Raw genomic sequence first — 25,889 nt, 5'->3', positions numbered from 1 at the left:
TTTTATATGCATACATTTGTACTTGTAGTTCATGTTTTATTGGCAGTTTCTATGATTGCACTGATTTTAGTGCAACAAGGTAAAGGCGCAGATGCCGGAGCATCTTTTGGTGGCGGCGGTGCTGCAACGGTGTTCGGTGCATCAGGTTCAGGTAACTTTTTGACCCGTTTAACGGGTGTGCTTACAGCATTGTTTTTTGTAACGAGCTTAACATTGGCAGTATTTGCAAAACAGCAAACGACGGATGCGTACAGTTTAACAACTGACCATCAAGTGCCTGCAACAGCACCGGCTACAAATTCAGCAAACACGACAAAAAGTGCGAACTAATTTGTGACAAATACTTTTCTTTTCTTTCATAAAAGAATAGAATGCCTGCAAATGCGGTGGTGGTGGAATTGGTAGACACGCTACCTTGAGGTGGTAGTGCTTTCGGGCGTGGGGGTTCAAGTCCCCCCTTCCGCACCAACTTTATAAGTTGGATAGACTTAAAAGGCTTAATTCAAAGAATTAGGCCTTTTTTGTGTTCGATTTTAAAGTAACTGAAGATTTTTAATTTCAGAAAATTCGATAAGCCCTTGAACATCATTAAAAAGCTTTTGAATATGAGTAGTTTTTAGATGTTTATCTAAGTCATTTTGACTTTGCCACTCCTCAATAAAAACAAACTCTTGTTGATTCTCTTTATTGGTATGCAATGCGTATTTTATACAGCCCGTTTCTTGTAATGTGGGTTCAATCACTTGCATAAACAATGTCTGTAACTGTGCTTCATAACCTGCTTTGGCAATGAATGTTGCAATAATTGAAATATTCATTCGTATTTTCCTTTTAGAAGGCGGATAGAACAATTTTACCTTTGGCTTTGCCTGACTCAATGAGTTGATGTGCCTTTGTTAGGTTATCAGCATTAATATGTCCTAGATTTTGACTCAGTGTTGTCCTAATTTTCTGCGTATCTACCAAGTGTGCCACATTTTGTAGAATCTCATGTTGTTTGGAAATATCTATGGTATTAAACATTGAACGTGTAAACATGAGTTCCCAATGTATTGAGGTTGATTTTGCTTTTAATGGCATAATGTTTAATGCATCAGGGTCATCAATTAAACCAAATTTTCCTTGTGGTGCTATGAGTTGTGCAATTTGCTTGATATAAGTCGCACTATAGTTTGTAGAAAATACATATTTAGGTGCTTTCACTCCTAAATTATGAATTTGTTCCTGCAAGTTTTGATGGTGATTAATGACATAATCAGCCCCTAATGATTTTACCCATTCATGTGTTTCATCACGGGATGCTGTTGCAATTACTGTTAAATTTGTTTTTGCTTTTAAAAGCTGTATGGCGATTGAACCTACGCCACCTGCACCACCAATAATTAAAATACTTTCATCGTTGTCGTTTTGACTTTCAATTTCGAAGCGATCAAATAGCATTTCCCATGCTGTAATGGCAGTTAAAGGGAGAGCAGCTGCTTCCGCTTGTGTAATTGATGTTGGTGCTAGACTAACGATTCGTTCATCTACAGCTTGTAGCTCTGCATTGCTTCCTGCACGGGTTAAATCACCTGCATACCAGACTGTATCGCCTACTTTAAAGTTCTCAACAGCAGAACCCATTTTAATAACTTCGCCAACGGCATCCCAACCTAAAACTCTATTTTTATCTTGGATCGGAATATGGTTTCTTCTGACTTTAGTATCTACAGGGTTAACTGAAATCGCATGCACTTTGATGAGTAGGTCTTTGGCTTGAAGTGTTGGTGCTTCGATTTCGATATCGACCAAAGGATTTATAAAATCGGAATGATGGTCTTCTTTAAAGGAAATTGCTTTCATTGGGGACGTCCTACTTGTGTTGTAAGCGTAGTTTAATTTAGCATTCAAAATAATGTATACAAACGAATTTGTAATATAGTGTCAAAAAGGATACTTAGAGATGGGTAAGGCAAGGCATTCACGTTTTGATTGTGCACCAGGATGTTCAGTTGAAGCTGCAATTGGGTTATTAGATGGTAAGTGGAAAAGTATTATTCTTTGGCACTTATTACAAGAGGATATTTTGCGATTTAATGAGCTTAGACGAAGAATTCCAAATGTCACTCAAAAGATGTTGACGAATCAATTGAGAGAGTTAGAGGAAGACGGTTTAATTTTGAGGAAGGTGTATGCGCAAGTACCACCTAAAGTTGAATATAGATTGTCAGATTTAGGCTTAACTTTAAAACCGATTTTACTCGCACTGAAAGAATGGGGAGAGGATCATCTCGATCTCTATGGTAGAGCAAAACAAGTTTAATTGAAGCGTGGCATTTAAATGAAGTTTAGATGCCTATCATTTAAAAAAATATGAAATAGATATATGTATATAAGATATACACAAAATAAATAAAATAATATTTAACATGCACTTATGTAGTTTAACTTTCTCTATATCAATAATTCAGTCAAATGTATTTGTATTATCATTTTTATGACTAAGCAAAGCTATTTTTTTTAATTCTTATTTTGAGTCATTCATTCTAATTTAAATAAAAATAATGAATGGTGATATGCGATGTTCAATCTACTTTTTATTCGGAATCAGTATCGAATGTGTTGGCCTACTTAAATAGTAAATATGCTTTTATTTTTAAATAGGTTAGATGATGAAAATACAAAATTCGTATACGTGGAATGTTTTATTTGGTATTGGTTTGAGCTCTTTGTTGTTGCAAGGATGCTCTTCACATACCGAAACAACGAATAAAGAGAATACACAGCAATCACAAACATTGACGATTGGATTTCAAAAGTCTTCATTGAGTTCCATTGTGCTTCAAACAGAACAAAATTTACTTAAAAAAGAGTTTCCTCAAGTCAATGTACAGTGGCGTGAGTTTCCTGCAGGCCCTCAAATGTTAGAGGCTTTGTCTGCAGGTGCGATAGATATTGGCTCTGTTGGGAATACTCCCCCAATCTTTGCACAGGCAGGTAACAAAAATATTGTGTATGTGGGGTATGAGAATGTACAGCCACAATGGCAAGCGGTAGTAGTTTCAGCTAATAGTACAATTCAAAATATTGAGCAGCTCAAAGGTAAAAAAGTTGCTGTGCAAAAAGGTTCAAGTGCGCATGACCTTCTTGGCAGAGTGTTAGAAAAGGCACATTTAAAATGGTCTGATATACAGCCAGTATGGCTTGCCCCAGCAGATGCGCGTGCAGCATTAGATAAGGGCTCAGTAGATGCATGGGTGATTTGGGAACCATTTTTGACAGTCGCTGAAGTTGAAGGAAATGCGAGACCAATTATTGATGGTACTCAGTTTGAAAATACCTATAACTTTCTAATTAGTCGCCCTGATTTTGTGAAAAACCATGCAAGTGAAGTCAAAAGTTTTATTCAGGCCTCTAATGAGGCAGCACAATGGATTGTTGCACATCCTACAGAGACGAGAAGTTTGTATCAGAATGCAATTAATGTGAATGCAGATATTGCACAACGTGTCTTGGACAAACGATATAAGCCATCACTGATGAAGCCAATGACCAATGAGGTGATTGCAGCCCAACAACAAATTGCAGATCGCTTCACAACAGATCAAGTTATTCCTCAACACATTGATGTTAAACAAGCTGTTTGGCAGGGACAATAATATGAAAATTTTTTGGTTTATTCCAACACATGGCGACAGTCGTTATTTAGGTACAACAAAAGGTGCAAGACAGGTTGATCATGCATACATGAAACAAATAGCGACAACTGTAGACAGTTTGGGGTATGAAGGGGTGCTTATTCCAACAGGGCGATCTTGTGAGGATCCTTGGATTGTTGCAGCGAGTCTGATTGATGCAACGAAGAATTTAAAGTTTTTGGTGGCGCTACGTCCTGGTGTAACCACACCTGCTTTGGCTGCGAGAATGTCAGCAACATTTGACCGACTTTCACATGGTCGTATTCTTTTAAATTTAGTTACAGGTGGCGATGAGCAAGAGTTAAAAGGAGATGGTGTTTATGAAGACCATGCAACGCGTTATCAAACAGCAAATGAGTATGTGAAAATATGGCGTGAGATATTAACACGTTCACATACGGGAGAGGATTTTACATTTCATGGCAAACGCTTGAGTGTAGATCAGGCAAAACTACTTTACCCACCTGTACAAAAGCCATATCCACCACTTTGGTTTGGTGGTTCATCAGACGTTGCTACAGATCTGGCAGCAGAGCAGGTCGATACTTATTTAACATGGGGGGAGCCGCCAGAAGCTGTCAAAGAAAAGTTAGAAGTTGTACGAAAAAAAGCAGCGTCTAGAGGGAGAGTGCTTAATTATGGGATTCGTTTACATGTCATTGTGAGAGAAACCAATGAAGAAGCATGGTCTGCTGCTGAACAGTTAATACAATATGTCGACGATGAAACCATCGCAGCAGCACAGCATAAAATTTCTCAGATGGATTCAGTAGGGCAGCAACGTATGGCAGCTCTACATGGCGGTAAGCGCGATAAGTTAGAAGTTTCACCCAATTTATGGGCGGGTATTGGACTGGTACGTGGTGGCGCTGGTACAGCACTTGTGGGCGACCCTGAAACAGTTGCAGCAAGAATTCAAGAATACGCTAGTCTTGGTATTGATACTTTTATTTTTTCAGGTTATCCGCACTTAGAAGAGTCTATCCATTTTGCCGAGCTGGTTTTCCCTTTATTGCCCTTAGAAACACAAAAAAAACTTGCACAGCCTAATTTAACGGGTCCTTTCGGTGAAATTATTGCCAATAACTACACCCCTGATAAAAAGCATGTTCAGGAGTCAGTATGAGTGCGTTATTGACTAGATTGAGAGGGAGTTTGTTGCAATGGATTGTACCTATTGTGCTGATTTCCGCTTGGCAAATAGCATCTTCTAAAGGCATTTTAAGTGCACAGATATTACCTGCACCGAGTAGTGTTGTAACGGCATTTTGGCATCTACTTTTAAGTGGTGAGCTGTGGCGAGATGTCAAAGTCAGCGCAGGTCGTGCTTTATTAGGGTTGGTTGTTGGTGGAGGGTTAGGCTTTGCTTTTGGCCTTTTGAATGGTTCATCAAAAATTGCATCTACACTCTTTGATACGACACTTCAAATGGTGCGAAACATTCCCGCTTTGGCACTGATTCCATTGGTTATTTTGTGGTTTGGAATTGATGAATCTGCAAAGTTATTTCTTGTTGCTGTTGGGGTGTTTTTTCCAATTTATATTAATACATATCATGGAATACGAAGTGTCGACCCACAGCTTATTGAAATGGGGAAAAGTTATGGGTTAACACGTTGGCAGTTGTATCGTGAGATTATTTTACCCGGAGCGATGCCATCAATTTTAGTTGGTTTACGCTTTGCGTTAGGCTTGGTTTGGGTACTTCTCATTGTCGCTGAAACAATATCTGCACAATCTGGTATTGGCTATATGACTATGAATGCTCGAGAGTTTCTGCAAACAGATATTGTCTTGGTTGGTATTTTACTTTATGCCTTATTAGGCAAGTTGGCTGATGTATTTGCTCAGGTGTTAGAGCGTTATTTGTTGCGCTGGCATTCAGGCTATCAAAATAAATAAAGGTAGATATTATGACAAATTTAAGTGCAACAAATTTTGATGACTCGGTTGAATTTACCATAGAAAAAACACGTCAAAATACAGCGACATCGGGTTTTGAAATCCGTATTGAGCAATTACATAAATATTATGGCAAAGTCTCTGTTTTAGAAAATTTAAATTTAAATATTCGTGCAGGTGAGTTCATTGCGGTTGTTGGTCGAAGCGGCTGTGGAAAGAGTACTTTACTCCGATTGATTGCAGATTTAGAGGAAAGTAGTCAGGGTAACATTCATTTTTCTGCACATCGCGCCGTAAGTAAGAATGATATACGTGTGATGTTCCAAGATCCACGGTTACTTCCTTGGCGCAGTATTGTCAATAATGTGAAGTTAGGGCTACCTAAGAATAAAGAGTCAGAGGCGCTAGCATTGCTGAATCGGGTCGGTTTAGATGATAAAGTCAATTTATGGCCAAGTCAGTTATCAGGTGGGCAAAGACAGCGCGCTGCCTTGGCACGCGCACTTCTACATCGTCCAAAAGTTTTGTTATTAGATGAACCTTTAGGTGCATTAGATGCTTTAACTCGTTTAGATATGCAGAATCTGATTGAAAAGTTATGGTTAGAACAGGGTTTTACAACAGTGTTGGTCACACATGATGTGAGTGAAGCTGTACAGCTAGCAGATCGTATTATTTTGCTGAATCGCGGTGAAATTGCAGAAACATTCCATGTGAATTTACCAAGGCCAAGACAAAAAACAGCTCAGTTTATAGCCCTTGAGAAAAATGTATTACAAGCTGTTTTAGCCACTTAGTTAAAAAGTAAATGATGTTTCAAATTTGCAACGATCTCTCTTACAAATGATATTTTGGTTTCAGCTTTAGGCAAATATAATCATTTTCATGTAGACAGTTTCCTCATGAGTAGGAGTTGAAAATGAAAAAAGTTATTGGCGTTTATCGTAATGATCAAAAACATTGGGTAGGTGATGGCTTTCATGTCAGCACACTATTTTCTTATGATAAGTTAGGGCAGACATTAAGCCCTTTTTTACTCTTAGACTATGCTGCTGAGCAATATATTGAACCATCTGTAACACAAAAAGGTGTTGGTCAACATCCTCATCGTGGGTTTGAAACTGTGACGATTGCCTACCAAGGAGAGGTAACGCATAAAGACTCTCAAGGTGGTGGCGGTACGATTAAAGCAGGCGATGTACAATGGATGACAGCAGGTTCAGGTATTTTACATGAAGAGTTTCATTCAAAGGATTTTACTGAAAAAGGTGGAAACTTTGAAATGATTCAATTGTGGGTAAATTTACCAGCAAAAGAAAAAATGACTTTAGGGCATTATCAGGCGATTACATCTGAAGATATTCCAGTGATTTCATTGGACAAGCATGGAAGTTTTCTTCGTGTTATCGCGGGTCAGTATAGTGACCAAAAGGGTAGTGCAAAAACATTAAGCCCATTAAATGTATGGGATGTAGAGCTTGCATCTGAAAGTTCAAGTTATCGTTTTACAGTACCTAAAGGGCATACAACACTCGTAGTCGTACGTCAGGGAGCCTTAGAAGTGAATGACTCTCATATTGTAAAAGATCATACAGTAATTATTTTTGAGAAGGATGGAGAAACGGATTTTGAGTTAAAGCCTTCTAATGGGCAAAAAGCATCATTTTTGATTTTAACAGGAGAGCCTTTGAATGAACCTATTCAAGGTTATGGTCCATTTGTAATGAATACTCAGGCAGAGATTATTCAAGCATTTCAGGATTTTCAATCTGGTAAGTTCTAATATAAAGGACTAATTTCTTATTAAACTATATATACCACCTGCATATTATAGCAGGTGGTATTTTTTTATTTTTGAGGTGCAACTTCCTCTTCTATAGTCATATCATAAATATATGCATATTCAGGTGTAGCTGTTTGTGGTTTAGTATTAAATCGTTTGACACGAATGATTTTTGATTGCTTGGTATTGTGCTGGTAGCCTTGTATTTCAACAGGTAAAACCTGCCAGCTCTGATCAATTTGTGTCTGTATACCTTGTTTGTCATATTTAACTTGCTTAACTTGTAAACATTGCTGTGTATTGTCTGTTGGGCAAGGTTTTTTATTTGGTGATACTTCTAAAAAAACAACTTCACCTGTAGATTTATATTTTGCTTCAGGCTTTATTTCACCTTTAAATGTGATTTTTTGTCCTGCTTTATTTTCTAAGGTCAATAGTGGGTGCACAGGGTTTGATATATTTATACTGGCATTGAGTTGAGCTTGGTTAAAAAATTGAAATGCTGTATGTTCCTGTGCCATAAACTCAGGTGGGCATAGCATTTGGGTTGCTGCAAGTGGGGCAGTATTGATTTGTTTCCCATCAAACTGCCATGCTCCCATAAGGTTATTGCACCCTGTTTTAATAAATATTCGCTTTTGGGCATCTAAATCTAAAACAATAGGCGGTAATTTTTCTGATGATTGATAAATCCAAGTATAGTCAGAGAGCGTTTGTAGTAAGTCTGGGCTTTGTGTTTCTACAATCATAGCTTCATTCTTTTTTAAATGTGTTGGAAAACTTTGACAAGCAGATAAAGCAAAAGGAAGTATTGCGAATAAAACATATTTTTTATTCATAGCTGTATCTCATCGTAAATAGATACCTCATAGCCTAATTATTTTTTCTTGAAGATACTGTTATGTTTCGGTCATCAATTTCATAAATTGATTTTGAATCAGTTGCTAACTATTTAAGCGTTTATTAAAAGTTTACTTTATAATACAACGCTTCTTTTGGCTCTTAGTTTATATTATGCAACGTTTCTTATTATTTGCTGCAGGGACTTTGCTTGCTTTCGCTTGGCTTTCACCACAACACTATATGCCTTGGCTAACATTTTCAAGTGAAATGTTTACTTATGCGAGTCTTTTCTGTCTTTTAGCATGTTATTGGGATCGTGCATTAAAAATACCACAGATACAATGGCTTTGGTTTGCTATAGCACTGATTCCTTTAGGACAATGGTGTTTTGGTATAGAGCTTTATTTTAGCAAGGCTCTATTATCTTCCTGTTATTTATTTGGTTTTGGCGCTGCTACTATTTTAGGTGTTAATTTAGGTCGAGAAGTTGGTTCAGAAAAAATATTACAAGGTTTAAGCTTTGTTAGCTTTATAGTGGGTGTCATTAGTGCTTGTATTGCTTTATGCCAGTGGTTTGGTTGGGATAAAGGACTATGGGGAGTCATGCCGTTAAGAAGTGATAGGGTTTATGCAAACTTTGCTCAGCCTAATAATATGGCAACCTTCTTACTTATGAGTCTCATGGGAGCATGGTACTTATTCGAAAAGAAAGCTATATCTAAGTTTGTAAGTCTATTTGGATGTATATTAATTATATTCGTTATTGCACTTAGCCAATCTAGAATGCCATGGATTGCATCGTGTATTTTAACAGCATACATTTTATTTAAATATGAAAAAAATACTTATAGGTTAAGAAGAAAAGGAGTTTTATTATGGCCTATATTCTACATTCTGTGCTTATTAAGTTTACCCTATATAAGTGCTTTATTTATACATGATGGTGTAGCACATATAGGTGTTTCAAATGTTATTGAAAGAGCAAGCACAAGTCATGCCCGTTTAGGTATTTGGGCACAGATGCTTTATGCAATTCGGGAGCAGCCATGGTTTGGTTATGGTTGGAATCAAACGAGCGTTGCACAAATCATGGGTGCAAATTTTATATCGCATGATGAAAGAACCAATAGTGCACACAATATCATTTTAGAGCTGCTTGTTTGGAATGGGGTGATACTTGGGTCTCTGATTATTGCATATTTAAGTTATTGGATTTTTAAACTTAATCAAGTTGTAAAAACAAAAGAAACACTGATTGCTACATTAATGGTTATTCCTGTATTTGTTCATTCGATGCTTGAATTTCCACAGAACTATGCATATTTTCTATTTCCAGTTGGATTTCTTTTAGGTCTCATACAGTCTGAGATAAAAGAAGGTAAGTGCATTACACTCACATCCAATATAAATACGGGAATACTCGTTGCTTCAATTCTCCTGTATGGGCTGATTTGGAGAGATTATGATAATGCTGTTCAGACGCTAGCAGAAAGCCGCCAGCATGCAGAATCGGGCGTATTTAAACAGCCTAAGAATAATATTATTCTTTTAACGGAATATCGTTCTCGTGCACAGTGGTACTATTTAAATCGGTTTAGCTATGTAGATCAGCAACAATTGAATGAAATTCGTAAAGTGGTTTTAGTATCACCAACGAACTATGATCTTTTTAAGTATGCACAGTTATTGGCATTTAATGGTCAAACTCAGCAAGCAATGCGGCAATTATTATATATAGATGGACTGTACCATGTACGTTATAAAGATTCGCAATTAGTATCAAACCCTAAAGTCAATGATGTAACTCATATACCTTATGATCAGGTGCCTAAGCGATTATAAAAAAAGCTACCTTAAGGTAGCTTTTTTTATAATAAAATAATTATTACTTTTCAAGTTGGCTTTGAATATAGTTTTCGATACCTACTTTTTCGGTTAGATCGACTTGTGTTTCAACCCAATCAAAATACTCTTCTTCAGATTCTAAAATTTCTTGCACTAAATCACGAGTAACATAATCTTGTTTTTCTTCAGCAAGTGCAACACAAGCAGTTAGTACATCAATATTTTCTTTGACTTTACGAATATCGCACTGTAATACTTCAAGTGTGTGTTGACCAATATATAGCTTGCCTAGGTGCTGTAAGTTAGGCAAACCTTCTAAGAATAAAATACGTGCAATGACTTTATCTGCATGCTTCATTTGACGAATTGATTCTTTATATTCTGTAGAACCAAGCTGCTCAATGCCCCAGTCATTAAACATACGAGAGTGAAGAAAATATTGATTAATTGCTGTTAAATGATGATATAAAACCTGATTTAATTGGTTGATGACATCACGATTGCCTTTCATGGTATTTAACTCCGCAAATAATTAATGCCCTAGAAAATGTCATAAGGCAATCAGTTACTGCATATGCTAAACAACAACCTACTTTAAAGCGAGTTGTTTTTTGAACAGCAAATGGAAATCATAATCAAAAACAATTATATAAGTAACATAATATAAAAAATAAACCCACTTATTCAGTGGGAGGAGGAGAATTTAGCCATTTAACATGGTTTATTTTTTTATTCTTATCTTATTAGGCAGCAACTGAGATACGCGCAGCAATTTCGGCAAGCTCTTCATTAATAATATTGCGTGCTTCAGGTGCACAACGTCCACAGCAAGTCCCTAGATCCAATAAATCTCGAACCTCACGAAAGCTTTCTGCACCATTTTCAACTGCATCTTTGATGTCTTGATCGGTGATACCACGGCACAAGCATACGTACATCAGCTATACCTACAAAATATTAAATACAATGTTGATATTAGTGATAACCATTATCGTTTGTCAATAAGATCTATTAAATTTTAAGTTAATTTTAATCGAAAATTTAGATAAAAAAACCACCATAATGGTGGTCTCTTGTAAGATGATGATCTTTATTCAATTATTGCAAAGCCATCCATTTCGACTAAAGCACCTTTAGGAAGGCTTGCTACGCCTAATGCCGCACGCGCAGGGTACGGTTGAGCAAAGTACTCTCCCATAATTTCATTCACAAGTTGGAAATGAGAAAGATCTGTGAGATATATATTAAGTTTTACAATGTCTGTTAAAGAACCATTTGCAGCAGTGCAAACCGCTTTTACATTTTCAAAAACACGTCGAATTTGTGCTTCTATACCATCTACAAGAACCATCTTTTCAGGGTCTAAACCAATTTGTCCTGATAGGTATAAAGTATTATTCACTAAAACTGCTTGAGAATAAGTACCAATCGCTTCTGGTGCATTTTCTGTATGAATAATTTGACGTGTCATTATTTTTTCCTTAATTAATCTTGATCTTTTGTTTCAATTTGGATGGGTGCATCTTGTCTAATAATTCTAGGAAAGCCAAAATGCATACGTAAATCACGAATGACTTGTGCAATTTCTTGTCGATTATGTACGACTAAATTGACATAGGTTTTTTTCTTTTGTGTGTGAACAGACTCAACACCTGTTTGAGCCTTACGACATTGATAAATTAAATCTGATATTGCTTCATCATCCATACTCATATGGATACATAAAAAAGCAGGGAAATTAATTTCATTACTTTCATCTGTACGCCATTGTAAAGACATAATGCTTTCAGGGTGTAGGTGTTGTTCATGCAATAAGTTATGACATCGGATGCGATGGACAATAAGACCTCGGCGTGAAAGATGCCCTTGTATTGGATCACCTAAAACTGGATTACAGCAGTGAGCATATTTAACATCTACACCTTCAGTACCTTGAATAAGACGATGATGGGGAATATCTTCTTCTGTAATATGGTTGGTAAATAAATGATTTGCAACCAATTGAGGTAATAGATCTCCAACGGCTATTTGTTCATAGAGTCTTTCAGGTGCACTGACGTGTCGCCACTCTAATAGGCTTTGCCATTCCTCTTGTGATAAAGACGAGGTAGATTGATTAAATAGCTTGAATGCACGATCAAGGGCTTGTTGACCAATCACACGTTGTTCTTCTACATCTTGTTCTCGGAGCATGTTTTGAATTGCTCTACGTGCTTTTTGCGTATTTACAAAACTGAGCCAATCTGGGTTTGGCGTTGCGAGGACATCTGTAATCACTTCAATGACCTGACCATTACTGAGCGGTGTAGATAATGGTTTTGCTTCACCATCAACTTTTGCACCAATGGCATGATTACCCAAAAATAAGCTTGCTGAATAGGCAAAGTCTACAATTGTTGCACCTTGTGGTAATTCATGCAGTTGCCCATGTGGCGTATATACCCAAATTTTTTCTTGGTGAAGATAGTCCAATAGCTCATTAAAAGTCGTTTTCGCACATTCAATATCAATAAGCGTATTTAAGTTTTTCATTGATGCTTGAATTGCAGAGCGTGCGGCTTGAGGTGCATTTTCACCTAGAATAACGCCAAACCGTGCAGCTTTTTGCATTAACTCAGTTTGAATCGTGACAGATAATGCTGTTTTTTCACCTTTAAGCTTCATCATTAAAGACTGATTACCACCAGGTAAGGGGCGACGAATATGATCTTTAAATTGAAGGACTTTAAAGTTCTCGCCCAAGATGTCAACCAATCGGTCACAGTCAGCAATTGTTTCTAAAACAATATCAAAATTATGGCTACGGGTCAGTTCCTGTAGATTAATATCATTTTTCAAAAAGTGACGTAGTAACTCAATATTATTATTTTTCTTCTTAATTGTTCCTTTAATATTATTTTCTTGAAGCAATTGATGTAAGTTATTTTCCCAAACTTGTTGATACTCGCAACGTCGTGGTCGAGTTTTCTTAAGTGCATCTTGAACTTTGTTAAATAGGTCTAAGTCAAGATTCTGATAACATAAGTATTCTAGGTTATCAGCCATTTCATTCATACCGACAATACGTGCCATAGGTACAAAAACATCATAGGTTTCTTGAGCGATACGCGCACGTTTATCAGGGCGAAGTGCCTCTAAAGTCGTCATATTATGATAACGATCTGCGAGTTTAATAATAATGACGCGAGGGTCTTGCAGTGTCGCTTGTAAAATTTTTCTAAAAGATGCCGCTTTATTAAAGTCTTTATCACTTGAATGAGTGAGTTTAGTCACCCCATCTACAAGTTCTGCAACGGTTTTGCCAAATTTTGCAGTAATTTCTTCTTTTGTAAATTCAGTATCTTCAATGACATCATGTAGGAGTGAAGCCATGAGTGTTTCACTGTCTAAACGCATATGCGCTAAAATACAGCTCACTGCAATAGGGTGAAGAATATAAGGTTCACCACTTTTACGTGTTACACCGCTGTGTGCTAAATCGGCAAAGTCACATGCAGCCAATACACGTTCGACGTCATATTCTTGTAAATAGACATCTATGATTCTTTTAAGCTGTTGCTTGGCTTGGCTGACATCTTCGCCTGGCATAAAAACACCCTTACGTTAAGTGACAAGAGATAAATATATATCTTCTAATGAAAAGCATTCTGTTGAACTTGTCAAATTTTATGTGAATAAAAATGAGGAAAATTTCAATCACTGTTATCTTTTTAAGCAATAATGTATAAAAAGCATTCAATAAAAAAAGCCTAGTTGAATGAACTAGGCTTTTTCAGCAAAATTAAACTTAAAAAGAGAAGTTCTCTAGGTTTAAGTTGTTTGCAGAAAGTGCAAGGTCAAGGTTTGATGCTTGGTAGTCTTGCTCACGTTGTTTTAAAATGTCTTTGCTTACATGACCCACGGCAATTTCACGTAATGCAACAACTGTTGACTTGTCGTTATCCCATTCAACAGTAGGTTCCATACCTTGACGTGACAATTGGCGCGCACGTTTACTCGCCACAAGAACTAACTCAAAGCGGTTATCTACATGGTCTAAACAATCTTCAACGGTTACGCGTGCCATAACATATCTCTTATATCAGTTAAAATTAACCAGACTGCGAAGTATAAAATGCTTTGAACACAGACTCAAGTTTTAATCAATTTCTGTATGCAATAATCTTGTAATTAAATCTTGGTGTCTTTGGGCTTGCTGATCCATGACTAGTCGGTTTGCATTAATGACAGACTCTAGGTCATGGAGTGCTTTGTTGAAGTCATCATTAATAATAACGTAGTCAAAGTTAACGTATTGATGCATATCTTCAACAGCACAGCTTAATCGATGTTCTATAACATCAACAGCATCTGTACCACGGTTTGACAAACGTTGGCGCAAGTCGAATTGGCTTGGTGGTAAAATAAAAATTTGCTTTGACTCAGGGAACATTTTTCGTACTTGTTCTGCACCTTGCCAGTCAATTTCTAACAGTACGTCATGTCCTTGTTTGAGTTGTTTTCTAACTGTTTCTTGTGATGTGCCGTAGTAATTACCAAATACTTCTGCATATTCAATAAAACCACCTTGTTCTACTTGTTCTTTGAAGGTGTCTTTTGACGTAAAATGGTAGTGAACACCATCGAGCTCACCAACTCTTTGACCACGTGTGGTATGAGAAACAGAGACATGGAGATTGGTTACACGTTCGAGCAAGGCTTTAACCAGGGAAGTTTTGCCAGTTCCTGACGCGGCAGAAACGACAAACAATAGACCTGACATGATATTTTTCCTGATATGATAAAATATCTTCTCTATTTTAAAGTAGACTGTACATAAACTGAATAGTTTATTTGAATAGACATGCGTTTAAATGCAAAAAAATAGTAATTTCAAGTGTAATTGAGGAATTTATGGAAATTGTATTGGCTAATCCACGAGGTTTTTGTGCAGGCGTAGATCGAGCCATTGCGATCGTTAATCGTGCACTTGAATGTTTTAACCCTCCAATTTATGTTCGCCATGAAGTTGTACATAATAAATTTGTTGTGGATGATTTAAGGCAACGAGGGGCTGTTTTTGTAGATGAGCTTGATGAAGTACCTGACGATAATATTGTGATATTTAGTGCGCATGGTGTATCGAAAGCTGTTCAAGATGAAGCAAAGCGTCGAGGTCTAAAAGTATTTGATGCGACATGTCCTTTAGTTACTAAGGTTCATATTGAAGTTACCAAATATGCAAGAGAAGGTCGTGAAGCCATTTTAATTGGTCACCATGGTCATCCTGAGGTTGAAGGGACAATGGGGCAGTATGATTTGACATATGGCGGTCATATTTATTTGGTAGAAGATGAAAATGATGTTGCAAAGTTAGAAGTCTTAAATCCTGAATATTTGGCATTTGTAACGCAGACAACACTGTCTATAGATGATACGGCTAAAGTGATAGATGCTTTAAGAAAGAAGTTTCCTGAAATTAAAGGCCCTCGTAAAGATGATATTTGCTATGCAACACAAAATAGACAAGATGCTGTCCGTGATTTAGCAGAGCAATGCGATATTGTCTTAGTGGTTGGTTCACCAAATTCTTCTAACTCGAATCGTTTGCGTGAGCTTGCAGAGCGTATGGGGAAAACTGCGTTCTTAGTAGATAATGCTGAGCAGTTAGATCAGGCATGGTTTGGTGAAAATACTAAGGTTGGTGTTACCGCAGGAGCCTCTGCACCTGAAATTTTAATTAAGCAAGTTATTCAACGCTTACAAGATTGGGGAGCAATTACAGCAAATGAGCTAGATGGTCGTGCAGAGAATATTACATTTAGTTTGCCTAAAGAACTTCGTATACAAGTTGTACAAGCGTAAATGATGCTTTAAGATATAAAACTTAATTATTTATTGTTTGCCATGTCTATTTACATGGCATTATTTTGATACTTTGTATTATTTATTTTTAAATGGGGGTTACTGGTATGCGGCCAGTAAAAGGTTTTACTTTAATTGAACTGATGGTTACCATAGCAGTACTTGCTGTTATTGCAATGATAGCAGTCCCTTCTTTTTCGAACATGATATTGCGTCAAAATTTGAATAGTAGTGGAAATACTCTTGTATCAGCATTTACAACTGCGCGTACAAAAGCTGCTTTAGAGCGTCGTAATATTACGGTGGTGTTGAATACTCAACCACAAGCAAATACAGACACATCGTTGAATTGGTCTGCAAATCGAAAGACTGTTCAAAATACAAGCGGTGGAAATGTAACGACTGTTGTTTTTAGACCTGATGGTTTTATACAGAAAAATAATGAAACAACTCCGACAAGTACGAATATTCAAATTCGACTGTGTGAACAGGCGGTATCTGCGAACTTATCAAAAATAGTAACAATTAATTTTTTAGGGGGCGTTGCTAGGGAGTCTGCGATTACCAATGGGTGCTCATAATGATTAAAAATCAAAAAGGTGTTGGGCTTATGGAAGTGCTAGTTGCTTTATTGGTGCTTGCTATAGCTGTTTTAGGGTTTGTTGCTTTACAAACTAGAGCAATCTCTGCAACGAATGAAGCAATTAACAATGTAGATGCTGTGAATCTTGCAAGAGATTTAGCAGAAAGGATAAGAGCTAATCCATCAGCATATTCAGAATATATAAGCAATTTATCAAGTGCATCTCCATCAGGGACAGCAGCAACTTGTGTTGGTATTCAGGCGAATTGTTCAAATACAGCTATGGCTGATTATGATACAGCAGATATAGTAAGCTTTGCTAAAAGAAATGGGATGCAAGTTCAAATTCAGTCTCTAACCGTTGTTGGGACAACCCTGCGTAACTACCTCTATATTTCTTGGGATAAAACTAATCCAACGCAGGGTTCCTCATCAACAGATTGTACAAAAACTGATGGTACTTATACAGATGGCTCACAGTGTATTATTATGGAGCTATACTAATGAAGAAATCCATTGCAGGGTTTACATTGATTGAGCTGATGATTGCGCTTGTATTAGGAACAATTATTACAGCTGCTGCACTAATGCTTTTTATTTCGGGGCAACGAGATATTACTTTACAGCAAGCTTCCGCAGATATTCAAAGTAGTGGTAACTTTGGTTTGGGCTTTATAACAAAAGATATTCGTTTAGCCAACCTGGATGCAGCTAATAGTTTATTAAAGAAAGATACAGCCTATGGCGGTATTATCATAGCAGCTTCGAATTATCCTCAGAGTATGCAACAAGCAATACAAGGAAAAAATGTATTTAGTAGCGCAATTGGCTCAATCTCAAATGTAAAAGATCCATTTAGTGGAGCAATGATAGGTAGTGCACAATTAGTTATTCAATTTAAAGCACAAAATGATGGCTTTAACTGTGAAGGCAGAGCTTATACAGCAGGTAGTTATATTGTAGAACGATATTTTTTACGTGCAGATATAGATGCAAGTAATGAGCCAAACAGTCCATTAGGTTTAGCATGTGAGGCAACATCCTATGTAGATGGTGCAAGCACATTTAATAATTCAAATTTTGGTTCAGGTAGTGGGCAATTAATTATTCGTAGAGTCGATTATTTTCATGTACTGTTGAATGTTTCTAATAATGATAATAGTACGTTTAAATATTTAGATATGAGTAACTATGCAGCTGATAGCACTAACCCTCATATCAATGCAGTCCAAATAGGTATGCTCGTGCGATCTAATGATGGAATCGGTGGCAATAATTTTCGAGCGGATCAGCAATATCAAGTTTTGAATCAGTCTATTGTTGTAAATGCTGATAATAATATTAAAACTCCTTTTCTACGGAGGGTTATACAGCAAACTGTTGCTTTGAGAAATGCAGGCTTGGGAATATCTGATACTGTCACAGCTGCTGGAGGACAATAATGAGATTTCAAAGAGGTGCTACATTAATAGTAGTTTTAATCGTATTGCTTTTGATTACAATTATTGGAGTCTATGCTGTTCGGCAGAGTTTAACAGGTTTGAATATTGCAACAAGTAGCCAAGCACAACAAGCATTGTTTCAATCATCAGATGTACCATTGTATAAGTTTTCTAATGGAGGTATTGCAAACTCTATAACGAGTAGCAGGTCATTACTTGGTTATGCTAAGCAAAATTCTGGTAGTGAAGTTGTATTTTGTTATCGTAGTGGGCAGCAAGCAGGAACAGCTCTTCCAACAGTACCTACACCTAATAATACAAGTTTGATCGTTGGTGGAGTAGCTCAGACTACAAATGGGTTTTGTGATGCAAATAATCTATCTAGCCGTTCTCAACTTACACAAGTGACTATAGTAGCGAGACCAATAGCTAATGTAGCACAGCCATTCAGTACATATATAAAAGGAACGGATACAGCAAGTATAGGAGATGGTCAAAGTGCTTTAGAAGCAGTACAGTTTAGAGTCTATGTTACCTCAGTATTGCCAGCACTATCTACAGCTTCAGCAGCGAGTATTAATGTTTGTTTACAACAACCAAGTAATAGTGGAGCCACAACACAAGCAAGTTGCTTAAGTGGATTAAGTATACCTTTTAATACGCAGATTGAAGATTTTCAGCAAACGTATTGTGTTAATGGTGTTGGATGTTAATTGAGGAAATGTTTATGTCTTATAATGTGAAGTTGCGTAAAAATATTTTAGTAACATTTATTGCCTCATTAACAACGCTGAGCTTGTTTACACCATCGTTTACTGTAGCGAGTGATATTCAAATTTATCAGAATCCAACAGCACAAGGTAAGAAAATTATCATGTTTATGTTGGATACTTCTTGGAGTATGCAAAATACAAGAGATAGTACATTAGAAAGTGGGTTGAACCGCCGTCAGGTTATGGAAGATGCTGTTGAGCTAATTTTGACAGGAAGGCTAAGTAGTACGAGTAACTCTGCAGATAAAACTAAAACTATTACACCTCTTTCAGATGATACGCTTGTTGGCTTTTCAATGTTTTCTAATAATGGTAAATCTGATGGTACTTCTGGTTATGGTCGTGGGGCTATTGTTGTACCTGCAAGGCCTTTAAATGCACAAGTAACAGATCCATCGACTGGGCAGACTATATCACAACGGGCACTTTTACTTAAATCTGTTAAATATACATCAGATACATCGATAGCAGGTAGACAGCTACAACCAACTTATTCAGCCACTACACCAACATCAAATTTATATGCAGAAACAGTAGCCTATTTGAAGGGAACAAATACGTGGGGAAATGCTATTACACAAGCTGCAGGTAGTAAGAAAAATACTGCGATTGGTGATGATATGGGGAACTCTAATTATCAATATAGTGGTTGGCAAGATTCTCAGCAATCAACTAAAGAAAGTAATAATACTTACTATAGTAGTCCTTTATCGCAGCTTGCAAGTAATGATGATAAAATGTGCTCAGCTCAAGGTATTTTCTTTTTTACAGATGGTACTCCAACATTAATCACACCAGAAAAAGCTTTACCTTTATTGCAAAATGCCCTGAGTAGAGATAGTACAGATACCACGTTTAACTGTAATAACTCTTTATTGAGTCCAGTTTTTTATGACTTTTCCACACAAAGGCAGGTTACACAAACAGTTCCGGCTGTAGATGCATTCGGGAATCCAATCTATGATTGGGTTGATCAAGGCAGTTATGTTGATCAAGGGAGTACGCAATGTGGTTGGGTTGATCAAAGTGGTTGGGTTGGGATTATATGGGTTCCTCGTGTGAGTTGGCAGTGTAACTGGGTACCAAATAAAGTTTGGGTATCAAAATGGGTACAAGTACCTAGAATGACAACTCAAACAGTAAATCAAACTGTTTGGAATACAAACTTTGCTGGTGCATATCCACCATTTACTTCATACTCTACATCTCAGTACTCTCAAGATAGAAGTTCATTAGGTTGTATTGGTAATTTTGCGCAAAAAATTTATAATGCGGATCCTTACTCATCTGATCCTTTAAATAAAAAAATATATACATCTATCGTTGGTTTTGGGTCTGATTTTAATAATAATTCTGCAAATTTTCTTGTAAGTAAAGAAATGCGTAAATGGGGGTATATAGGAGCACATGGTAACTTAGATGGCTATGATAACCCTCAAGATGTTTCACAGCTTACGACGACGGATGGGTTTACGATTGCTAGTGATACTAGTGGAGTAGTAAATGCGATATCTAGTTTAGTGAAGTCCATGGATGTGAAATTTGGTTCTTCGAGCTTTGGTAGTTATATTGCGCCATTAGATCCATTAAATGTACTTTCTCCTTATAAAGATATTGCAAATAACTTAACTCCTATTTTTTCACCACAATTTCAACCAAATGTAAGTAGTAGTAATCTAACTGTTGGCTCTACACAGCAATTATGGTTAGGAAACTTAAAAAAATATCAGCTATTATCTGGAGTAATAAAAGATAGAAATAGTAATAATGTTATTGGAAATAATGGATTAGTAAATAAGAATACAACTGATATCTGGAGCACCAATAGTACTGTAGCAGATGGTGATTTTGCGATAAAAGGTGGTGCACTTTCGCAGCTCGTACCGAGTGGTTTTAATAATGCAAATGATAATATTAATGGTGTAAAAACGCGTCCTTTGTATATAAATGCATTAGCTATAACAACTGATCCTAAAAAGTGGCAAGGTTCAAATACGCTTACACGCGTTACAGCTAATCTTGTAGATCAAGTAAATACAATGTCACAATCTGATCCTAACTATAATCAAAACAATCGTGCTGTTACAGATACTTGGAGAACACGTATTTATCAGCCTTATTTGTGGTCAGCTCTAGGCTATCAATTAAATAAAGGTTTACTGCAAGCAGTCCAAACTCCTGCCAGCTCTAGTTGGAGCTATGATCAGGTTAAAAACTTACCAATTATGAGACAAATGGGTTCTGTTTTACATTCAGATCCATTTTTACTCACAACACAAGCAACTTATAATGCAAATGATAGTTTGCAAAGCCGTAAAGACTATGTTGTTTTTGGAACACTACAAGGTTTACTACATATTGTAGACCAAGCAACAGGACAAGAAGTTGCTGCATTTCTACCAAATGAAATTTTACAAGATGCGACAACGATTGATGGAAAAACGTCGACGACACAAGGTGGTAGACGTGATGGACTGCTCTCTGTAGATAATACTGTTCGTAATACAAATAATCCTTATTATGGTATAGATGCGCCTTGGACATCTTGGGTAAAATATAGCCCAACTATTGTGACTGATTCAAGTAGAACTATAAATGCAACTACTGCAAATATTTATGGTGGTATGCGTATGGGGGGATATAGTTATTATGGACTTGATGTTAAAGATATTGGTTCTGCTGATCCAACAAATGCGACGCCTAAATTCTTATTTCAAATAGATCCAATAAATAGCAAGATTATAAGCGCATCAAGTTCTGCTCGTGATAGTAATAACACTATTTCTGATTCAGCTATTTCGACAATGGGGCAAAGTTGGTCTAAACCAACAATTGCAAAAATGAGAATAGCAGGGCAAGTTAAAGATGTAATGATTGTTGGTGGTGGTTATGATCCACAATATGAAAATGGCTCAACAAATCAAACTAGTGATTTAGGTGCAGGTGTCTATATATTTGATGCAACAACAGGAGATCGTCTATGGGATGTAAGATATGGAGCAACAAATAGTAGTAGTACAAATGATTATAAAGTATCTAATTTAAAATATAGCGTAGTGAGTCAAATTAAAGCAGTCGACCGCGATGGGGATGGCTTGGTTGACCATCTATATTTTGGTGATTTAGGTGGGCAGGTTTGGCGTATAGATATTAATAATAAAAATACAAGTACATCAGATATCTCGACTTTTGCAACAGTTAACCGTTTAGCAAACTTTAATGCACAACAACAACATTTTTATGAAATGCCAGCATTTACCATACACCAAGATAATAATGGTTACTTTGCTGCAATTTCATTGGCTTCAGGCAATAGAAGTAATCCACTCAGTACAGCTGAAGCGACACCTAATAGAGTCTATGTGCTTATAGATCATGATGTTACATCTTCAAACTTATTCAGTAATCGATCAAAGACATTAACAGATAAACAGGAGGCAGATTTAGTTGCCTTTAGTGATTTAAATACAGATAGTCAAAATCAATTTACGAATCAGACAAAGTTTGGCTGGTATTATACTCTGACAACCGATACACAGCCAATCAGTGCGTTATTAAATAATACTAAGCCTCAAGCATTGGGAAGTTATGTGGCACTAGCAAGCACCGGTAATTTATCTGATCTATATATACCTGTATATAACCCTAAGCAAAGCTCTAGTCAACAACCAACGCAGTGCTCGGGAGGAATTGTTGGTACAACCTCTTCCCTAAAGTTATGTTTACCTTATGGATACTGTAGTACAGGTCGAAAGGATGCATCATCTGTAGCTTTGGGTGATGGTGTTCAGAGGTTGAATCCAACGATTTATCAGAAATCAGATGGAACTAGTGTAATAGGGCTTATAGGAAGTGGAACGACGAGTACAACAAACAACAGTACGACAAATACTAATCAACAATATAGTTTCTCAGGTAAGTTCAAAAGTGTACGTTGGTTTGAGCAATAAGAGTACGAAAAATGTATTTAAAAAAAAATGGTTTTACTCTTTTAGAACTTATGATTGTTGTTGTAATTGTTGCCATATTGGCAGCAATTGCAATACCAAGCTATCAAAGCTATGTAAGGCGAACCAATGAAAGTATGGCTATGCAAGAAATGCAGCAAATAGCTATATGGCTTGAGAGGTATAAAGCACGTAATTTTAGTTATAAAGGTGCTAACCCACCTAGAACAGATACAATTAATATTCCTACATATTCAACGAATAAGCTGTGCTCAGGTGGAACATACGGTGGAACTTTTACAATCCAACTTTGTGAGAAACAAGCAGGTGGTTCCTATTCTGCTCTTAAAAATTCTAGTATAGGCCAGAGTTGGGCGATGAGATCTGAAACAACTGATCCTAATAACTATACATTATTACTTACAAGTAGTGGATTACGCTGTAAGAATAAAGCAAGTAGCAATGTGACATTTGAAACATGTGGTACAGGGAGTGAAAACTGGTAATGAAAGCACAAAAAGGTTTTACACTCATTGAATTAATGATTGTTGTAGCAATTGTAGCCATATTGGCAGCAATAGCTTATCCCTCGTATACAAATTATGTAGTTAAAACAAACCGTGTAGATGCTCAAAGTGAACTTACACGACTTGCTGGGCGTTTACAGTCTTACAAACTTGTAAATCGTACATATGCAAATGCAACTGTAGCAAATGTTGGTGGGTCTGTGAGTTATCCTGCACAAGGAACGGCGAATTATACAATTACGCTTACTTTAGATGCAGATAATCGTGGATATACCTTAGCAGCAACACCAGCATCAGGTCGGCAAAATGGTGATGGTATTATTTGTTTAAACCAAGATGGCTGGAAATATTGGTCTCAAGGTCAAGGAACATGTAGTTTAACTGCAACATCTACATGGAATTAGGCTTAAATAAATTCAAATTTGTGAATAACTCAAAAATTGACCTTTCCCTTCTGGCGAATATATCGTAAAATGTTCGCCTTTTTAGGTTCAGCCGAATCTAAAAAGTTTTATTAACATGTGAGAGTATTAACATGGTCGTAATTCGTCTAGCACGCGGTGGTGCTAAAAAACGTCCGTTCTATCAAGTGATCATTACAGATAGCCGTAATGCACGTGACGGTCGTTTCATCGAACGTATTGGTTTCTTTAACCCAACTGCTCAAGGTCAAGCGGAAAAACTTCGTTTAGACGTTGATCGCTATGCACATTGGGTTGCTCAAGGTGCTCAACCATCTGAGCGTGTTGCTGCCTTAGCTGTTCAAGCTAAAAAAGCTGCAACTGCTGCATAATTTGTAGTAGGTATAGCCCATGAAACCAACTCAGAATGTACCCGAAGATCGTATTCAGATTGGACAGTTACGTTCAGCATATGGACTTAATGGGTGGCTGTGGGTGTATTCAAATACAGAACCCATGAGCAACATATTTGACTATCTTCCTTGGTTTGTAGAAACCAAAGCAGGTTGGCAAATAGTGAATGTAAAACGTTGGAAGCCACATGGCAAAGGCTTGGTTGCTGCGCTAAAGGATGTGAGTGATCGCACATTAGCGGAGAGTTTAGTCGGTGCTAATATTTGGATTTCAAAATCGCAACTTCCAAAAGCAGGTGTAGATGAATATTACTGGTCGGACTTAAAAGGTCTTACAGTAGTGAGTCTGAATGAAGAAGAACAAGATGTAAATCTTGGTCAAATTCATGAACTGTTTGAGACAGGAGCAAATGATGTAATGGTGGTTCACGCCACACCTGACAGCATAGATTCTGAAGAGCGAATGATTCCATGGCATAAAGACGTTGTACAAGCCGTTGATCTTGAAGCTGGTCGTATTTATGTCAACTGGGGCATAGATTATTAATCCATATTTTTGGATGAGTCACAGCAGGAAATAGAGGAGAGTCTGCGGTGTTTTTTGCAGTCATTACGCTTTTTCCTGAGATGTTTGAAGCGATTACAGCCTACGGTATTAGCGGGCGTGCGGTAAAACGCGATATTGTGCAAATACATTGCATTAATCCTCGTGATTTTGCTGAGGGAAACTACAAAAGAGTGGATGAACGTCCATTTGGTGGTGGCCCGGGTATGGTGATGATGGCAGAGCCTTTGGCAAAAGCAATTCATCATGCAAAACAACTTGCTTCGCAAGCAGGATGTACACGTGTTCCTGTGGTGTATATGTCTCCACAAGGAAAAACCCTTCATGAAAATGAAGTACACGACCTGATTGAATATGACGGTATGATTGTACTTTGTGGTCGTTATGAAGGCATTGATGAACGTCTTATTCAGCAATATGTCGACCAAGAGTGGTCTATTGGTGATTATGTTCTCTCTGGTGGTGAACTCCCTGCAATGGTGTTGTTAGATACATTGATTCGAAGATTACCGAATACAATGTCTGATGAACAATCTGCGGTGCAGGACTCTTTTGTGGATGGTCTTTTAGATTGCCCACAATATACAAAGCCCGATCACTTTGAAGGCTTGTCTGTACCTGATGTATTAAAATCGGGGCATCATGGCAATATTGAAAAGTGGCGCTTTTTGCAAAGGTATCAACGTACACTAGATCGCCGCCCTGAGTTGGTTGAAAAAGTTGAGTTGAGTCCACAACAAAAGAAGTGGCTAAAAGATTTAAAAGCTTAAATATTTTAAGCGATTTGAGATAGGCTCTTTATTGTTATATCCAACAATAAAGGGGAAGATAACCGGGTCGATATGCGTGAAAGCCTCTATCCCCAGCGGTCATAAGACAAGGTCTTAACCGCATTATTGGAGATTCCCACAATGAGTGGTAAACATCCTTTAGTTCAAGCTGTTGAAAATGCACAGTTAAAATCAGACATCCCTGCTTTTGCACCAGGTGACACTGTTGTAGTTCAAGTAAAAGTAAAAGAAGGTGAGCGTGAGCGTCTTCAGGCATTTGAAGGTGTTGTAATCGCGAAGAAAAACCGTGGTTTGAACTCTGCATTCACTGTACGTAAAATTTCAAGCGGTGTTGGTGTTGAGCGTGTATTCCAAACACATTCACCAATCGTTGCTAAAATTGAAGTTAAACGTCGTGGTGACGTACGTCGCGCTAAGCTTTATTACCTACGTGAATTATCTGGTAAAGCTGCACGTATTCGTGAAAAACTACCTGCTCGTAAAGCGAAATAATCTTTACTTGAGCCAAAAAAATGCGCCAACATGGCGCATTTTTTTATTTTAAAAATAATGA

Annotated in this window: 29 protein-coding genes and 1 tRNA gene; 21 read left to right on the top strand and 9 right to left on the bottom strand. The window is 37.2% G+C overall.

Translation table 11 applies throughout. The features are described from left to right. The first annotated feature begins 6 nt into the window (after nucleotides 1-6). A complete protein-coding gene (gene secG / locus P256_RS09640; protein ID WP_023273495.1) occupies nucleotides 7-330 on the top strand; it encodes a preprotein translocase subunit SecG in 324 nt (107 codons plus the stop codon). Nucleotides 331-383: 53 nt separating this feature from the next. Continuing rightward, nucleotides 384-468, top strand: a tRNA-Leu gene (locus tag P256_RS09635). A 65-nt stretch (nucleotides 469-533) separates the two neighbouring features. Here the strand turns inward: P256_RS09635 and P256_RS09630 are convergent. Both P256_RS09630 and P256_RS09625 read right to left on the bottom strand, forming a co-directional pair. Beyond that, nucleotides 534-818, bottom strand: coding sequence for a putative quinol monooxygenase (locus tag P256_RS09630; RefSeq protein ID WP_023273494.1), 285 nt, complete (start codon nucleotides 816-818; stop codon nucleotides 534-536). Between the two features lie 13 nt (nucleotides 819-831). After that, on the bottom strand, nucleotides 832-1,842 hold the full coding sequence (locus P256_RS09625; protein ID WP_023273493.1) for a zinc-binding alcohol dehydrogenase family protein: 1,011 nt from the start codon (nucleotides 1,840-1,842) through the stop codon (nucleotides 832-834). A 100-nt stretch (nucleotides 1,843-1,942) separates the two neighbouring features. On the opposite strand from P256_RS09625, the gene P256_RS09620 reads away from it, so the two are divergent. The 6 genes from P256_RS09620 to P256_RS09595 all read left to right on the top strand — a co-directional run bounded on the left by P256_RS09620 (nucleotide 1,943) and on the right by P256_RS09595 (nucleotide 7,362). Continuing rightward, entirely contained in the window at nucleotides 1,943-2,302 is a 360-nt protein-coding gene (locus P256_RS09620) for a winged helix-turn-helix transcriptional regulator (protein WP_023273492.1), read from the top strand. A gap of 349 nt (nucleotides 2,303-2,651) precedes the next feature. Beyond that, nucleotides 2,652-3,638 carry an aliphatic sulfonate ABC transporter substrate-binding protein gene (locus tag P256_RS09615; protein ID WP_023273491.1) on the top strand — a complete coding sequence of 329 codons (987 nt, stop codon included), beginning with the start codon at nucleotides 2,652-2,654 and terminating at the stop codon, nucleotides 3,636-3,638. 1 nt (nucleotide 3,639) lies between these two features. Continuing rightward, the gene (gene ssuD, locus P256_RS09610; RefSeq protein ID WP_023273490.1) at nucleotides 3,640-4,803 is read left to right on the top strand and encodes an FMNH2-dependent alkanesulfonate monooxygenase; all 1,164 of its coding nucleotides are present in this window, start codon (nucleotides 3,640-3,642) and stop codon (nucleotides 4,801-4,803) included. Next, on the top strand, nucleotides 4,800-5,579 hold the full coding sequence (gene ssuC, locus P256_RS09605) for an aliphatic sulfonate ABC transporter permease SsuC (protein ID WP_023273489.1): 780 nt from the start codon (nucleotides 4,800-4,802) through the stop codon (nucleotides 5,577-5,579). The genes ssuD and ssuC overlap by 4 nt, the downstream gene beginning before the upstream one ends. An 11-nt stretch (nucleotides 5,580-5,590) precedes the next feature. Further along, a complete protein-coding gene (locus P256_RS09600) occupies nucleotides 5,591-6,376 on the top strand; it encodes an ABC transporter ATP-binding protein (RefSeq protein WP_023273488.1) in 786 nt (261 codons plus the stop codon). Between the two features lie 122 nt (nucleotides 6,377-6,498). After that, complete coding sequence (locus P256_RS09595) at nucleotides 6,499-7,362, top strand: pirin family protein (protein ID WP_023273487.1); 864 nt, start codon at nucleotides 6,499-6,501, stop codon at nucleotides 7,360-7,362. Between the two features lie 65 nt (nucleotides 7,363-7,427). On the opposite strand, the gene P256_RS09590 is transcribed toward P256_RS09595, so the two are convergent. After that, a complete protein-coding gene (locus P256_RS09590) occupies nucleotides 7,428-8,201 on the bottom strand; it encodes an META domain-containing protein (protein ID WP_023273486.1) in 774 nt (257 codons plus the stop codon). Between the two features lie 175 nt (nucleotides 8,202-8,376). Between P256_RS09590 and P256_RS09585 the strand changes: the two genes are divergently transcribed. Beyond that, on the top strand, nucleotides 8,377-10,047 hold the full coding sequence (locus P256_RS09585) for a PglL family O-oligosaccharyltransferase (RefSeq protein WP_023273485.1): 1,671 nt from the start codon (nucleotides 8,377-8,379) through the stop codon (nucleotides 10,045-10,047). 43 nt (nucleotides 10,048-10,090) lie between these two features. Here the strand turns inward: P256_RS09585 and bfr are convergent, their stop codons facing one another. The 6 genes from bfr to gmk form a co-directional block, all read right to left on the bottom strand. Then, complete coding sequence (gene bfr, locus P256_RS09580; RefSeq protein WP_023273484.1) at nucleotides 10,091-10,561, bottom strand: heteropolymeric bacterioferritin subunit Bfr; 471 nt, start codon at nucleotides 10,559-10,561, stop codon at nucleotides 10,091-10,093. Between the two features lie 232 nt (nucleotides 10,562-10,793). After that, nucleotides 10,794-10,988 (bottom strand): bacterioferritin-associated ferredoxin, encoded by a 195-nt coding sequence (locus P256_RS09575; RefSeq protein ID WP_023273483.1) that lies wholly within the window; start codon nucleotides 10,986-10,988, stop codon nucleotides 10,794-10,796. Nucleotides 10,989-11,140: 152 nt separating this feature from the next. Next, nucleotides 11,141-11,521, bottom strand: coding sequence for a RidA family protein (locus P256_RS09570; protein WP_023273482.1), 381 nt, complete (start codon nucleotides 11,519-11,521; stop codon nucleotides 11,141-11,143). 14 nt (nucleotides 11,522-11,535) lie between these two features. Next, nucleotides 11,536-13,638 carry a RelA/SpoT family protein gene (locus tag P256_RS09565; RefSeq protein WP_023273481.1) on the bottom strand — a complete coding sequence of 701 codons (2,103 nt, stop codon included), beginning with the start codon at nucleotides 13,636-13,638 and terminating at the stop codon, nucleotides 11,536-11,538. A 199-nt stretch (nucleotides 13,639-13,837) separates the two neighbouring features. Continuing rightward, on the bottom strand, nucleotides 13,838-14,116 hold the full coding sequence (gene rpoZ, locus P256_RS09560; RefSeq protein WP_023273480.1) for a DNA-directed RNA polymerase subunit omega: 279 nt from the start codon (nucleotides 14,114-14,116) through the stop codon (nucleotides 13,838-13,840). Nucleotides 14,117-14,188: 72 nt separating this feature from the next. Next, nucleotides 14,189-14,812, bottom strand: coding sequence for a guanylate kinase (gene gmk, locus P256_RS09555; protein ID WP_023273479.1), 624 nt, complete (start codon nucleotides 14,810-14,812; stop codon nucleotides 14,189-14,191). 131 nt (nucleotides 14,813-14,943) lie between these two features. On the opposite strand from gmk, the gene ispH reads away from it, so the two are divergent. The 12 genes from ispH (at nucleotide 14,944) to rplS (ending at nucleotide 25,828) form a co-directional block, all read left to right on the top strand. Then, on the top strand, nucleotides 14,944-15,894 hold the full coding sequence (gene ispH / locus P256_RS09550) for a 4-hydroxy-3-methylbut-2-enyl diphosphate reductase (RefSeq protein WP_023273478.1): 951 nt from the start codon (nucleotides 14,944-14,946) through the stop codon (nucleotides 15,892-15,894). Nucleotides 15,895-16,001: 107 nt separating this feature from the next. Beyond that, on the top strand, nucleotides 16,002-16,475 hold the full coding sequence (locus P256_RS09545) for a GspH/FimT family pseudopilin (RefSeq protein ID WP_023273477.1): 474 nt from the start codon (nucleotides 16,002-16,004) through the stop codon (nucleotides 16,473-16,475). Next, on the top strand, nucleotides 16,475-16,981 hold the full coding sequence (pilV, locus tag P256_RS09540) for a type IV pilus modification protein PilV (protein ID WP_023273476.1): 507 nt from the start codon (nucleotides 16,475-16,477) through the stop codon (nucleotides 16,979-16,981). The genes P256_RS09545 and pilV overlap by 1 nt, the downstream gene beginning before the upstream one ends. Beyond that, nucleotides 16,981-17,919 (top strand): PilW family protein, encoded by a 939-nt coding sequence (locus P256_RS09535; RefSeq protein WP_023273475.1) that lies wholly within the window; start codon nucleotides 16,981-16,983, stop codon nucleotides 17,917-17,919. The genes pilV and P256_RS09535 overlap by 1 nt, the downstream gene beginning before the upstream one ends. Beyond that, nucleotides 17,919-18,632, top strand: coding sequence for a hypothetical protein (locus P256_RS09530; protein ID WP_023273474.1), 714 nt, complete (start codon nucleotides 17,919-17,921; stop codon nucleotides 18,630-18,632). The genes P256_RS09535 and P256_RS09530 overlap by 1 nt, the downstream gene beginning before the upstream one ends. Nucleotides 18,633-18,646: 14 nt before the next feature. Next, nucleotides 18,647-22,642, top strand: coding sequence for a PilC/PilY family type IV pilus protein (locus P256_RS09525; protein ID WP_023273473.1), 3,996 nt, complete (start codon nucleotides 18,647-18,649; stop codon nucleotides 22,640-22,642). Between the two features lie 11 nt (nucleotides 22,643-22,653). Next, nucleotides 22,654-23,145 carry a type IV pilin protein gene (locus P256_RS09520; protein ID WP_023273472.1) on the top strand — a complete coding sequence of 164 codons (492 nt, stop codon included), beginning with the start codon at nucleotides 22,654-22,656 and terminating at the stop codon, nucleotides 23,143-23,145. Further along, on the top strand, nucleotides 23,145-23,570 hold the full coding sequence (locus P256_RS09515; RefSeq protein ID WP_023273471.1) for a type IV pilin protein: 426 nt from the start codon (nucleotides 23,145-23,147) through the stop codon (nucleotides 23,568-23,570). The genes P256_RS09520 and P256_RS09515 overlap by 1 nt, the downstream gene beginning before the upstream one ends. A gap of 131 nt (nucleotides 23,571-23,701) precedes the next feature. Further along, a complete protein-coding gene (gene rpsP, locus P256_RS09510) occupies nucleotides 23,702-23,959 on the top strand; it encodes a 30S ribosomal protein S16 (protein WP_023273470.1) in 258 nt (85 codons plus the stop codon). A 19-nt stretch (nucleotides 23,960-23,978) separates the two neighbouring features. Continuing rightward, nucleotides 23,979-24,527, top strand: coding sequence for a ribosome maturation factor RimM (gene rimM, locus P256_RS09505; RefSeq protein WP_023273469.1), 549 nt, complete (start codon nucleotides 23,979-23,981; stop codon nucleotides 24,525-24,527). Nucleotides 24,528-24,574: 47 nt separating this feature from the next. Next, complete coding sequence (gene trmD / locus P256_RS09500) at nucleotides 24,575-25,315, top strand: tRNA (guanosine(37)-N1)-methyltransferase TrmD (protein WP_023273468.1); 741 nt, start codon at nucleotides 24,575-24,577, stop codon at nucleotides 25,313-25,315. 141 nt (nucleotides 25,316-25,456) lie between these two features. Then, nucleotides 25,457-25,828, top strand: coding sequence for a 50S ribosomal protein L19 (rplS, locus tag P256_RS09495; RefSeq protein WP_023273467.1), 372 nt, complete (start codon nucleotides 25,457-25,459; stop codon nucleotides 25,826-25,828). The last annotated feature ends 61 nt before the right edge of the window (nucleotides 25,829-25,889 follow it).

The organism is Acinetobacter nectaris CIP 110549 (assembly GCF_000488215.1).
GTDB lineage: Bacteria > Pseudomonadota > Gammaproteobacteria > Pseudomonadales > Moraxellaceae > Acinetobacter > Acinetobacter nectaris.
The sequence above is the reverse complement of the archived record's forward strand: the minus strand, read 5'-3'. Positions and strand labels throughout refer to the sequence as shown.